Here is a 12828-nt window from a genome sequence, read left to right on the forward strand (position 1 = left end):
ATGCCGCTACGCCGCCACACTCGCACCCAAGCCAAAGCGGCCTACATCACCCGCGAACGCGAACTCAACGCCGCCCACAGGGAACTCGACCGCGCCGCGGCAGCCGAGGGCAGCGGAAAGCACCACCGCCGGGATCGTCAACAGCAGGTACGTTCAGACGTCATCCGAAGATCGCTGGATCGGCCGCCCGGATACCGACCCGACCATGGCGACGACCCACCCCCGTTCTGACGGGCTGCTATTGGCGTGCCATCGCGACGCGAAGCGCGTCTTCCGGCGCTACCCGATGGTCTTCGGCGACCGCGGCGTCCGCGACCGCGAGCTGCACTCCCTTCACAATTCCGCTGAACGCGGTGTCTCCGGGGCGGTAGTCGGGGGATACCGCGGATCCGGAATCCAGCCCGACATCGCAGCCGTCGTCGGCGGAGAAGATGACCGGCAGGGTGGCCTCGACCTCACCGCTTCCCACCAGGTTCCCGTCGACGTAAAGCGTGACCGTCCCGCCGCCGCCGGGAGCCACTCCGCGGTAGTCGAATTCCATCCGCACCTGGTGGTCGCCGGCGGGCAGGGGGTCCTGGGACTCAGCGAAGAAATGCCTGACGCCGCCGAGGTTGTAGCAGTACTTGAGCTTGCCGCCGTGCGCATAGAGGCTCCAGCCACCGATGTTGGCGCCCTGGGCGACGATAACCCCCTGGGCCCCGGTGTCGGGCACCACGATCTCGGCGGTCACCGAGTGGGACCTGTTCTTCAGGTTCAACACGCTGTTCTCGGAGAGGTGGCCCATTCCGCCGAACAGCAGTTGGCTGTTGCCCCGAACCAACACGGGGCGTCCAGCGAGGTCGGGATCGAAGCGCCGCGTGAGGTCGTCGTCGAGCGGCAGCACGTTGTAACGAGTGGCCTCGATCAGCCACAGCCGCTGCAATTCGTGCAGCTTTTCGGGCATTTCATCGGCCAGATTTCGGGCCTGGCTCCAATCGGTGGTGGTGTCGTAGAGCTCCCAGACGTCGTCGTCGAACTCCGGCACCTCCTCGCCGACCAGCAGCCAAGGCGTCTTGTGTCGGGTCACCGCGGTCCAACCCTTGTGGTAGATACCGCGATTCCCGAACATCTCGAAGTACTGGGTCTCGTGCTGATCGGCGGCGGAGCCGTCGTTGAACGAATACAGCATGCTGGTCCCCTCGATGGGGTGCTGCTGCACACCGTTGACGAACAACGGCTCAGGTAGCCCGGCCGCTTCCAGCAGCGTCGGGGCCACGTCGATCACATGGTGGAACTGCCAACGCATCTCACCGCCTGTCTCAATCCCGCCCGGCCAGTGCACGACCGTGCCGTTGCGGGTGCCGCCCCAGTGTGAGGCCACCTGCTTGGTCCACTGGTAAGGGGTGTCCATGGCGTGTGCCCAGCCCACTGCGTAGTGGTTGTAGGAGTCCGGCCCGCCGAACTCGTCGATGCGCTCGGCCATGAACTCGGGTGTTTCGAGCGCGGCCATACCGTTGAAATTCAGCATCTCGTTATACGTGCCGTTGATCGTGCCCTCGGCGGACGCACCGTTGTCTCCGACGATGTAGTAGATCAGGGTGTCGTCGAGGACGCCGAGCTGTTGCAGGCTGTCGACGAGTCGGCCGACGTGGTGATCGGTGTACTCGAGGAAGCCGGCGTACACCTCCATCTGGCGGCGCAGCACGGGCTTGAGGTCGTCGGGCATCTCGTCCCAGGCCGGGATCTCCGCGTGGCGGGCGGTCAACTCGCAGTCCGGCGGGATCACCCCGATCTCCTTCTGCCGAGCGAAGGTCCGTTCGCGCAACGCGTCCCAGCCGTCGTCGAACTTGCCGCGATACTTGTCTGCCCACTCCTTGGGGACGTGGTGCGGTGCGTGGGTGGCTCCCGGCGCAAAGTAGATGAAGAACGGCCGATCCGGGGCGAGCGCCTTCTGCTGGCCGATCCACCCGATCGTCTTGTCGGTCATGTCTTCCATGAAGTGATAACCGGGGGTCTGGTCGACCTCGATGGGATTGGTTCCCTCGAACAGCGTGGGATACCACTGGTTGGCCTCGCCGCCGATGAACCCGTAGAAATACTCGAACCCGCCCCCGCCGGTGGGCCAGGCGTCGAACGGACCGACCGGACTCGTTTCCCACACCGGCACCTCGTGGCACTTGCCGAACTGCGCGGTGTTGTAGCCATTGAGCTTCAGCGTGCGTGCGATCGGCGACATCGTGTTCGGCAGCACCGAGCTGTACCCGGGTGCGCCGGTCGCGATCTCGGTGATTCCACCCATGCCGGCCGAGTGGTGGTTGCGTCCGGTCAGCAGCGCCTGCCGGGTCGGTGAGCACAAGGCTGTGGTGTGAAACCTGTTATAACGCAGGCCGCCGGCGGCAAGGCGCTCCGCAGTTGGGGTCGCGCACGGGCCACCGAATGCGCTGGAGGCTCCGAACCCGACGTCGTCGAGCAGGATGACCAGAATGTTCGGGGCGCCGTCGGGCGGGCGTACCGGCACGATCGGGGGATAGCTGGTGTCGGGGTCCTTGGCGTCATAGGTGATCAACCCGGTGCGGGACGGGGTAGGAATGGGTAAGTGGGTTCGCTGCGCCACGTCGTCTCGCCTATCGCCGCTGTTGAGTCATCTGATCTTGATCGTCGCTCCCGACTCTAAGGCAGCCACTACTGCCCGGGCAGCGGTTGTGTCGAGTGTTCACCCGGTGAGCCCGGGAACGATGTCGTCGAGCCGGAAGGTGACCGGACGCTCGAGCTGGTCGTAGGTGCACGAGCGCGGATCGCGGTCCGGGCGCCAGCGATTGAACTGCGCGGTGTGCCGGAAGCGCTCACCCTCCATGTGGTCGTAGCGGACCTCGACCACCCGTTCCGGACGCAGCGGCACGAACGACAGGTCCTTGCCCGCGTTCCAGCGTGAGCCGCCACCGTACCGGCGCCCGAGCTCCGGATCAGCCGCCACCTGGGCCGCCCAGTTCCACGGATGATCGTCGAACGTCGTCACCAGCGGGGCCAGCTCGGTGAACAGGGAGCGGCGCCGCACCATCGGGAACGCGCCGATCACCCCCACCGAGGCCAGCCTTCCGTCCTCGCGATACAGCCCGAGTAGCAGTGAACCGATCGCGTCGGGCCCCGACTTGTGCAGCCGGTAGCCCGCCACCACACAGTCGGCGGTACGGACGTGCTTGATCTTGAACATCGTTCGCTTGTCGGGCGTGTAGGTGCCGTCGAGCGGTTTGGCGACGATCCCGTCCAGTCTCGCCCCCTCGAACTCGTCGAACCAGCGCGTCGCGGTGCCGAGGTCGGTGGTGGCGGGTGTGACGTGAAACGTCGGCCCCGCGCCGGACAGCGCACCCAGCAGCGCTGCCCGGCGCTCGGCGAACGGTCGCGCCGTGTAGTCGCTGTCGTCGAGCGCCAGCAGATCGAACGCGATGAAGTGCGCCGGGGTCTGCCCGGCCAGCATCCGCACTCGCGACGCGGCCGGATGCAGCCGCAGCTGCAGCGCCTCGAAATCCAGACCGTCGCCGGTCGCGATGACGATCTCACCGTCGATCACACAACGCGGCGGCAGCTCGGCGCGGGCCGCATCGGCCAACTCGGGGAAATAGCGTGTCATCGGCCGTTCGTTGCGGCTGCCCAGCTCGACCTCGTCGCCGTCGCGGAACAGGATCGAGCGGAACCCGTCCCACTTCGGCTCGTAGGAGCAGTCCGGTGGGATCGAGCGGACCGACTTCGCCAGCATCGGCGACACCGGAGGCATCACGGGTAACTGCACGATGCCCCTCCGATGATTTGGTCCGGACTGCCGAGTCTGTCAGAGCATGCAGGCAAGAATGGGCTTTGTGGACCTTCCCGTGCAGCCGCCGCTGGAGCCGATGCTGGCCAAGGCGCAGACGACGGTGCCGACCGAGGCCGGCGTCTGGTCGTACGAGCCGAAGTGGGACGGCTTTCGGGCGCTGGTCTTCCGCGACGGCGACGAGGTGGCCCTGATCTCCCGCAGCGGCAAGGACCTCGGCCGCTACTTCCCCGACGTCCTGGCCGCGGTGCGCGACGAACTGGCCCCGCGCTGCGTGCTCGACGGCGAGGTCGTCGTCCCGCGCGAGATCGCCGGGAGAACCCGGCTGGACTGGGAGTCGCTGAGCCAGCGCATCCACCCCGCCGAGTCCCGCGTCCGGCTGCTCGCCGAACAGACCCCGGCGCACTTCATCGGCTTCGACGCGCTGGCCGTCGGTGGCGACTCGCTACTGCGTGCCCCGTTCCGGGAGCGCCGGAAAGCCCTGCTCGGCGCCGTCGACGAGAACCGGTGGTGCCACGTCACCCGCACCACCGAGGTTCCCGAACTCGGCGCCCGATGGCTCGAGGAGTTCGAGGGCGCGGGCCTCGACGGGATCATCGCCAAACGCCTCGACGGGGCCTACCTCCCCGGCAAGCGGGAGATGGTGAAGGTCAAACATCACCGCGACGCCGACTGCGTGGCGATGGGCTACCGCATCCACAAGAGCGGTACGGGCATCGGATCGATTCTGCTGGGGCTCTACCGTGATGACGGAGAACTCCAGATGGTCGGCGGTGCAGCCTCTTTCACCGCGAAGGCCCGCTTGGCGCTGTTGGCAGACCTGGAGCCGCTGCGACTCGGTGACGACATCCGCGACGGCGAAGCCAGCAGGTGGAACTCGGCGGCCGACAAACGCTGGATACCGGTGCGTCCCGAGCGGGTCTGCGAGGTGGCCTACGACCAGATGGAGGGCCTGCGCTTTCGGCACGCGGTGAAGTTCCTGCGCTGGAGGCCCGACCGGGACCCTGCCGGTTGCACTTTCGGCCAGCTCGACGTACCGCTGAACTACGACCTCGACGACGTGCTGGAGTCCCGTGATGGCTAGCCCTGCGAAAGAACTGGATGTCGACGGCGTCACGGTCCGGCTGACCAATCCGGACAAGCCGTATTTCCCCGAGCTCGGTGCCGGGGGCACCAAGGGCAAGCTGGTCGACTACTACCTGGCGGTCGCGCCGCACATGGTCCGGCTGCTGCGCGACCGGCCGGTGCACCTGCAGCGTTTCCCGGACGGCATCGAGGGGGAGGAGATCTACCAGAAGCGCGTCCCGCAGAAGCACCCCGACTACCTGGAGACGTGCACCGTGACGTTCCCGTCCGGCCGCACCGCCGACGCGCTGAAGGTCACCCACCCCTCGGCCATCATCTGGGCCGCCCAGATGGGCACGGTGACGCTGCACCCGTGGCAGGTGCGCTGCCCGGACACCGAGCATCCCGACGAACTGCGCATCGACCTGGACCCGCAACCCGGCACCGGATTTGCCGAAGCCGCCGACGTCGCCACCGGCGTCCTCAAGCCGCTGCTCGACGAGCTCGGGCTGACCGGCTATCCGAAGACCTCGGGCGGACGCGGCGTGCACGTGTTCCTGCGGATCGCCACCGACTGGGACTTCATCGCGGTCCGCCGGGCCGGGATCGCGCTCGCGCGCGAGGTTCAGCGGCGGGCGCCGGAGGCGGTGACGACATCGTGGTGGAAAGAGGAACGCGGCCGGCGGATCTTCATCGACTACAACCAGAACGCGCGCGACCGCACGTTCGCCTCGGCCTACTCGGCGCGCAAGACCCCGATCGCCACCGTGTCGACGCCGCTGACCTGGGACGAGCTACGCGACGCCGACCCCGACGACTACACGATCGCCACGGTGCCCGACTTCGTCGCCGGCCGCCCCGATCCGTGGGCCGGCATCGACTCTGTCGCGCAGTCGATCGAGCCGCTGCTGGACATGGTGGCCGCCGACGAGGAGCGCGGGCTCGGCGATCTGCCGTATCCGCCCAGCTATCCGAAGATGCCGGGCGAGCCGCCGCGGGTGCAGCCGAGCAAGAAAGTCGCGGCGCACTGGGACGAACACGGCAACCGCGTGCCGGACTAGCCCGGGCGGCCCGATACCCTGCTGTGCATGCCGACCGGATCTGCAGGGCGGTGGACGGTCGTCCGCAAGCTGCTCGCCGCCGTAGCCATCTTCGGGATGGTCGCCTCGGGGATCGGCATCGCGTCGTTCGTGATCTTCAGCAGTCCCGACGAGCAGGCCGCGGCGCCGGTGCGGACCCCGCCGCCGCCACCGGAGCCGTCGGTGCCGACCGCAGACGAGTTCCTCGTCGGCGTCGTGGTCACCGCCGAGAACTGCGATCCGGCGGGCGCGTGCGTGTACACCTACACCATCGATCCCGAGTACATGGGCTTCCATCCGTTCCCCGAGGCCCCGTTCACCGTGGAGTACGAGGTCGTCGGGGGTCACGAGCCCCAGCCCGGCAGTTTCACCGTGGAGGGTGACACGGCCCAGATCCTCAAGGACGTCACTGTCGAGGGCCCCCCCGGGGCTCAGCTCCAGGCCAACGTGGTGCGGGTCTTCGAAGGCGGCCCGCCGGAGGGGATGCCGCCGCCCGCCGAGGTCCCGCCCGCCGCTGACGCACCGCCGGCCGGGACCCCGCCGGCGTAGGTCAGGTCGTGACGACGCCGCGCGGCATGGGCAGCGGCAGGTCGTTGTAGGTCGCGATCCCGGGGGCCGCTGCGACGACGGCCGGGATGGCGTGGATCGGCGGCAGCGCGGTCATGATGTGGCCGAGCACGAAGAAGTCCTCGAGCGTCTTGGCGTTCTCGATCATGTCCTGCGGGGGCAGGAAACCGACCGACATGTTCACCGTGGGCCGTCCGTCGATGGTGATCTTCCAGCCGTCGCCGTCGAGCTTCCAGTCCGGGTCCAGGGTCTGGCCCTTCTTCCAGCGGACGTTGATGTCGATGACCGTCTTGCCGTTGACGATGCCCTGCCAGCTGGCGTACACGCCGGCGACGTGACCGGCCTTGATGGTCCACGAGGCCATCGGGAGATCCTCGGTGGTCTGGGCGTACTCGGACACACAGGTGATCTCGTCGAGCTCGATGCCCAGCGCGTCGGCGACGAGCTGTACCGCCTCGGCGAACACCGCGGTGCCCTTGGCCGCCATCGGGGCCAGATCCGGGTCGTCGATGGCCATGTCGAAGCCGACGGGCCGCTCGGTGTCGGGGGAGTCGTAGAGCGTGGTGTCGGCGGATTCGGCGATGGTGACCTTGTCGATGCGGTCGCATGCGGTGCCGGCCACGATGGCGAGCAGTTCGGCGAAGCCGGGGCTGACCCCGGACCCGAACAGGGTCGAACCGCCGCGCTGGCATGCCTCGGCGATCTTGTCGCGCCCGCCGCCCAGATTGCCTCCGGTGATGAACGACGCCGAGGCCACCACGTTCACGCCGGCTTCGAGGATGCGCACCAGTTCGTCGACGTCGATCCACATGGGGTTGTAGACCACCACGTCCGGTTTGAGCGCCAGCAGCGCCTCGACGTCGTTGGTGGCTTTTACCCCGACGGGTTCGATGCCGGCCAGTTCGCCGACGTCGCGACCGACTTTGCTGTCCGACCAGGCATAGCAGCCGACCAGTTCGAGGTTGGGGTGCTCGGCGATCGCGGCGACCGAGCTCTTTCCGACATTTCCGGTCGTCCACTGGACGACTCGATACGAGGCAGTGTTGGGCACTCGCTCAGCATAGGGTTTCGAGCTCTGCCGGCCGGGAGGTTTCCGGGGTTTCTATGGGGTCAACGCGGCCTTGCCGTTGCGATTCACCCCGGTGCTGTCGATCCAGGTCACATCGATCACGTCGCCGGGATAGTGCCGGTCGAGCACGCTGGTCAGCGTGTTCGTCGAATCGAGCGGCACCCCGTCGAGGGACAGCAGGATGTCGCCGGCGCGCAGGCCGGCCGTCTCGGCGGGCCCGCCGACCATGACGTCCTGGATCAGCACCCCGGGCGCATTGCGCGGTGTGGTGCGCACGCCAACCCCCAGCAGCACCGGGGGGCCGATGTGCACGCCCTCGGAGGGGATGCCGGCCCGGATCTGGCCGGCGATGCCGATCGCATCGTTGATCGGGATCGCGAAGCCCTTGCCGCCCGGACCCATCCGGAAGTTGACCGACGCCGCCGTCGTGATGCCGACGACCTGCCCGGCCCCGTTGACGACCGGGCCGCCGGAGTCGCCGGCGCGTACCGGGGCGGCGAACTCGATGAGCCCGCTCAGTTCGTCGGAGATCCCGGTCAGGGTGTCCTCGGCTTCCACGGTGCGCCCGAATCCGGTGACCGTGCCGACCTCACGGGTCAGCGGTGCCCCGCTGCCCATCGCGTTGCCGAGTGCGACGACCGGTTCACCGGGAACCAGCATGTTCGAGTCGCCGATGATCGCGGGGGGCAGGCCGCCGGCGCCGACCAACTGGATGACGGCGATGTCGCGATCCCGGTTGTAGCCGACCAGGTGGGCCGGGTAGTCGCGGCCGCCCACGGTGCCGGTGATCCGGTCGGCCCCCTGCACGACGTGGAAATTGGTCAGCACCTGCCCGTTGGGGTCGAGCACGATTCCGGCGCCCGCGCCGGTGACGCCCTGGTAGTCGACAGCCGTGTCGAGGCGCACCACCGAGGGCTCGGCAGCGTCCGCGGCTGCGATGGGGTCACCGGGCGCCGCGGCGGCCGGTGCCACCGGGGCGGTCAGCGCGAGGACTGCTGCCAGTGCGATCGGCAGCAGTCGAAGCGGTCTCAACGGGGCCATACGCATCAATAGTGGCGGCGTGGTCGGCCGCTGTCGATGTGGCCCGCCCCGCTCAGTCCTCGAGCGCAACGCCGCCGCGCGACTTCTTGCGGCGCCCGAGCAGCGTCGTCTTGCCGGTCGGTCGGCGATTCTGCAGCTTGTCGCCGGGCGCACCGGGGGTGGTGGTGTCATCAGCATCCCGCTCAGTGTCGGGGTCGGCCGAGGCTTCCTCGTCGGCTTTGCTCTCGGATGTCACGATCGGTTCATTATCAGCCGGGGCTTCAGCCCCGCTGGCCTCGCCGGCCTCGTCGGTGTCGTCAGCCTGGGTATCGGCCTCGTCGGCCTCGTCGTTACTGGCCGCGCGCTTCTTGACCTTCAGCGGTTTCGGCGGCGGTGGCGGGAGTTCGGCGACGAAAGCCAGGTAGAAGGCGAACATCCCGAGCACGGCGATCGCCGCGGCGGCGCCGTAGATGCCGAACAGCCACTGTCCCGCGGTGTTGAGCGACAACCAGATCTCGCTGATCGCGGCCCCGATGATCAGCACCCCTGCCAGCACCTGCAGCACGATCGACGAGGTCCGCAGGTTCAGTGCCATCGCCGGGGTGCCCAGCTCCGGCTTGCGGGTGCGCAGCAGTGTGAACACCACCGGAAGCGCGGCCAGGCCGATGAGGGCGCCGGTGACGATGCGCATCGCCGTTCCCAGCGTGGTGGACGTCTGCCCCAGCAACTCGGGGGTGCGGGGCAGGACGAAGAAGAAGTAAAGGACACCGGCGGCCAGGGAGAACGACGCGTGCCAGATCACCGCGACGGTGCGGCCCATAAGCCTCCTCGATCGTGTTGCCCGGGGTGCGGCGGGGCCGCAACCCCGGGCGAGAGCGGAGGATGCGGGATTTGAACCCGCGAGGGCTGTTAACCCAACCCGCGTTCCAGGCGAGCGCCATAGGCCACTAGGCGAATCCTCCGCGGGCCATGGTAGCCGACCATCCCGCCCACCCACCAAAACCGCCCCACGACGCTCCTCGCCGACAAGCCGCCGGGGCCGGGCTATAGACTCGGTGCCGGACCCCGCGCGGCGTCCATCCTGTGAACTCCCCCAGGGCCGGAAGGCAGCAAGGGTCAACGGGCTCTGGCGGGTGCGCGGGGTCCCCTTACCTTCCCGAGTCCCCACGGTGAAAGGCGCGCGGTGTCGTTTCAGTCCATGGGCCGTGACGAACTACTCGCCCAGCATGAATTGCAGCAGCGGAACTACGCTCAGCTGCAGGCCAAAGGCCTGGCGCTGGACCTCACCCGCGGTAAGCCGGCTCCGTCGCAGCTGGACCTGTCCAACGCGCTGCTGACGCTTCCGGGCGGCGCCGAGGACTCCTACCGGGACGGGGACGGCACCGACACCCGCAACTACGGCGGCCTGCACGGCCTGCCCGAACTGCGGGCGATCTTCTCCGAGCTGCTCGGCATCCCGGTGCCCAACCTGATCGCCGGAAACAACGCCAGCCTCGAGCTGATGCACGACGTCGTGGTGTTCTCGCTGTTGTACGGCGGGGTGGACTCGGCGCGGCCCTGGATCGATGAGCTGCGTGACGGGCCCGGCGTGAAGTTCCTGTGCCCGGCGCCCGGCTACGACCGGCACTTCGCTATCACCGAGAGCCTGGGCATCGAGATGATCCCGGTTCCGATGCGCGAGGACGGGCCCGACGTCGACCTGATCGAGGAACTGGTCGCGGTCGATCCGGCGATCAAGGGCATGTGGTGCGTCCCGGTCTTCTCGAACCCGACCGGGACCACCTACTCGTGGGAGGTCGTCCGGCGGCTCGTTCAAATGGAAACCGCGGCAAACGATTTCCGGCTTATCTGGGACAACGCCTATGCGGTGCACACCCTGACCCACGAGTTTCCCCGCCAGGTCGACGTGCTGGGTCTGGCCGCGGCGGCCAACCACGCCAACCGCCCGCTGGTGTTCGCCTCGACGTCGAAGATCACCTTCGCCGGCGGCGGGGTGAGCTTCCTGGGTGGATCGCTGGGCAACATCGCCTGGTACCTGCAGCACGCCGGGAAGAAGTCCATCGGCCCCGACAAGGTCAACCAGCTGCGGCATGTGCGGTTCTTCGGCGACGCCGACGGGGTGCGTGTGCACATGCGGCGGCATCAGGAACTGCTGGCACCCAAGTTCGCGCTGGTGCTCGAGATCCTCGCCGACCGGCTGGGGGACTCCAAGGTCGCCTCCTGGACCGAACCCAAGGGCGGGTATTTCATCAGCCTGGACGTGTTGCCCGGCACCGCGAAGCGCACGGTGGCACTGGCCAAGGAGGCCGGCATCGCGGTGACCGAGGCAGGGGCCTCCTTCCCGTACCGAAAAGACCCGGAAGACAAGAACATCCGTATCGCTCCGACGTTCCCCAACTCCTCCGACCTGCGCGAGGCTATCGAGGGTCTCGCGACGTGCACGCTGCTGTCGGCGACTGAGGCGCTGCTGCCGGGCGTGCCCGAGAAGTAGTCGGACCGGGTGGGTAGCCTGCTTCCGTGGCTCTCTACCGCAAGTACCGCCCGGCGACTTTCGCGGAAGTCATCGGCCAGGAACACGTCACCGAGCCGCTGTCGACCGCTCTGGACTCCGGCCGCATCAACCACGCCTACCTGTTCTCGGGGCCGCGTGGCTGTGGGAAGACCTCCTCGGCGCGGATCCTGGCCAGGTCGCTGAACTGTGTTCAGGGCCCGACGGCCAGCCCGTGCGGGGTGTGTGACTCGTGTATCGCGCTCGCCCCCAACGGCCCGGGCAACGTCGACGTCGTCGAACTCGACGCGGCCAGCCACGGCGGCGTGGACGACACCCGTGAGCTTCGTGACCGCGCGTTCTACGCGCCCGCCCAGTCGCGCTACCGCATCTTCATCGTCGACGAGGCCCACATGGTCACCACCGCGGGCTTCAACGCACTGCTCAAGATCGTCGAGGAGCCGCCGGAGCACCTGATCTTCGTCTTCGCCACCACCGAGCCGGAGAAGGTGCTGCCCACCATCCGGTCGCGCACCCACCACTACCCGTTCCGGCTGCTGGCCCCGCGCACGATGCGCACGCTGATCGAGAAGATCGTCGCCTCCGAACAGGTGCAGATCGACGACGCGGTGTACCCGCTGGTGATCCGCGCCGGCGGCGGCTCGCCCCGCGACACGCTGAGCGTGCTCGATCAGCTGCTGGCCGGGGCCGAGAGCAACCGGGTCGCCTACCAGCGTGCGCTGGCTCTGCTCGGAGCCACCGACATCGCCCTGATCGACGACGCGATCGACGCGTTGGCCGCCGGGGATGCCGCGGCGCTGTTCGGGGCGGTGGAGGGAGTCGTCGACGCCGGTCACGACCCGCGCCGGTTCGCCACCGATCTGCTCGAACGGTTCCGCGACCTGATCGTGCTGCAGGCGGTGCCCGACGCGGTGACCCGCGGAGTGGTCGACGGTCCCGAGGACGTTCTGGACCGGATGCGCGAACAGGCCGCGCAACTGGGCACCGCCACCCTGACCCGCTACGCCGAGGTGGTGCACGAGGGTCTCGGGGAGATGCGCGGAGCCACCGCGCCACGGCTGCTGCTCGAGGTCGTGTGCGCCCGGCTGCTGCTGCCGTCGGCCGCCGACACCGAAGCCGCGCTGCTGCAGCGGGTGGAACGCATCGAGAAGCGCCTCGAGATGTCCATCCCGGCCAGCGACGAGGTTCCCGCCGCAGTCGCCCCGCCCAAGCAGTACGTGCGCAAGACCGTGCGCGAAGCCCCCCGTGACACCGACACGCCGGCGGAGACCCCACCGACACCACCGCCACCGGCATCTGCGGCCCCGCCGCGGAAAGCCGTTGAACCCGAGCCGGTCACACCAACACCGTCACCGCCGCCGGCGCCGGAACCTCGGGAGCCGGCCTCCCCTGCGGCGCCCGCGGCGACAGCACCGGCCGCAGGCCAGCCCAACGCCGCCGCGGTGCGCAGCATGTGGTCGACGGTGCGGGAGAAGGTGCGTGAGCGCAGCCGCACCACCGAGGTGATGTTGGCGGGCGCGATCGTGCGGGCCGTCGAGGACGACACCCTGATCCTGAGCCACGAGTCCGCGCCGCTGGCCAAACGGCTCTCCGAGCAGCGCAACGCCGACGTCATCGCCGAGGCGTTGCGGGATGCGCTCGGTGTCAACTGGAGGATCCGGTGCGAGACGGGGACCGCGCCACCGCCGGCCCAGCCGCCGCCCGCCGACCCGCCCCGTCAGCCGGCCGAACC

Annotated in this window: 10 protein-coding genes, 1 tRNA gene, 1 other RNA gene and 1 pseudogene; 7 read left to right on the forward strand and 6 right to left on the reverse strand. The window is 68.6% G+C overall.

Features of this window, described 5'->3' with window-relative positions:
- Positions 1 to 231: pseudogene (locus ACXAID_RS23310) on the forward strand (hypothetical protein); the annotation flags it as partial.
- Positions 232 to 238: 7 nt separating this feature from the next.
- Here ACXAID_RS23310 and ACXAID_RS23315 read toward each other — a convergent pair.
- A complete protein-coding gene (locus ACXAID_RS23315) occupies positions 239 to 2593 on the reverse strand; it encodes a sulfatase-like hydrolase/transferase (RefSeq protein ID WP_475024558.1) in 2355 nt (784 codons plus the stop codon).
- A gap of 99 nt (positions 2594 to 2692) precedes the next feature.
- Positions 2693 to 3766, reverse strand: a complete 1074-nt coding sequence (locus ACXAID_RS23320; protein WP_475024559.1) for an ATP-dependent DNA ligase — start codon at positions 3764 to 3766, stop codon at positions 2693 to 2695.
- Between the two features lie 58 nt (positions 3767 to 3824).
- Here ACXAID_RS23320 and ACXAID_RS23325 point away from each other — a divergent pair, with 58 nt between their 5' ends.
- The 3 genes from ACXAID_RS23325 to ACXAID_RS23335 are packed head-to-tail and all read left to right on the forward strand — an operon-like array spanning position 3825 to position 6480.
- The gene (locus ACXAID_RS23325; protein WP_475024560.1) at positions 3825 to 4871 is read left to right on the forward strand and encodes an ATP-dependent DNA ligase; all 1047 of its coding nucleotides are present in this window, start codon (positions 3825 to 3827) and stop codon (positions 4869 to 4871) included.
- Entirely contained in the window at positions 4864 to 5913 is a 1050-nt protein-coding gene (gene ligD / locus ACXAID_RS23330; protein ID WP_475024561.1) for a non-homologous end-joining DNA ligase, read from the forward strand. Before ACXAID_RS23325 ends, ligD begins: the two co-directional genes overlap by 8 nt.
- A 27-nt stretch (positions 5914 to 5940) precedes the next feature.
- The gene (locus ACXAID_RS23335) at positions 5941 to 6480 is read left to right on the forward strand and encodes a hypothetical protein (RefSeq protein ID WP_475024562.1); all 540 of its coding nucleotides are present in this window, start codon (positions 5941 to 5943) and stop codon (positions 6478 to 6480) included.
- A 1-nt stretch (position 6481) separates the two neighbouring features.
- On the opposite strand, the gene ACXAID_RS23340 is transcribed toward ACXAID_RS23335, so the two are convergent.
- The 4 genes from ACXAID_RS23340 to ACXAID_RS23355 form a co-directional block, all read right to left on the reverse strand.
- Positions 6482 to 7549 carry an NAD(P)H-dependent amine dehydrogenase family protein gene (locus ACXAID_RS23340; protein WP_475024563.1) on the reverse strand — a complete coding sequence of 356 codons (1068 nt, stop codon included), beginning with the start codon at positions 7547 to 7549 and terminating at the stop codon, positions 6482 to 6484.
- Between the two features lie 51 nt (positions 7550 to 7600).
- Complete coding sequence (locus tag ACXAID_RS23345) at positions 7601 to 8614, reverse strand: S1C family serine protease (protein WP_475024564.1); 1014 nt, start codon at positions 8612 to 8614, stop codon at positions 7601 to 7603.
- Between the two features lie 46 nt (positions 8615 to 8660).
- Complete coding sequence (lucA, locus tag ACXAID_RS23350; RefSeq protein ID WP_475024565.1) at positions 8661 to 9407, reverse strand: lipid uptake coordinator LucA; 747 nt, start codon at positions 9405 to 9407, stop codon at positions 8661 to 8663.
- 56 nt (positions 9408 to 9463) lie between these two features.
- Positions 9464 to 9549, reverse strand: a tRNA-Ser gene (locus ACXAID_RS23355).
- A gap of 94 nt (positions 9550 to 9643) precedes the next feature.
- Between ACXAID_RS23355 and ffs the strand changes: the two genes are divergently transcribed.
- The 3 genes from ffs to ACXAID_RS23370 all read left to right on the forward strand — a co-directional run.
- Positions 9644 to 9740: signal recognition particle sRNA small type (gene ffs, locus ACXAID_RS23360), an RNA gene on the forward strand.
- A gap of 45 nt (positions 9741 to 9785) precedes the next feature.
- On the forward strand, positions 9786 to 11078 hold the full coding sequence (locus ACXAID_RS23365) for an aspartate aminotransferase type Ic (RefSeq protein WP_475024567.1): 1293 nt from the start codon (positions 9786 to 9788) through the stop codon (positions 11076 to 11078).
- Positions 11079 to 11104: 26 nt separating this feature from the next.
- Positions 11105 to 12828 (forward strand): DNA polymerase III subunits gamma/tau (locus tag ACXAID_RS23370; protein ID WP_475024566.1); only part of this gene is annotated, 1724 nt, incomplete at its 3' end.

The sequence above is a fragment of the Mycobacterium sp. ABE4_509 genome (assembly GCF_056160785.1).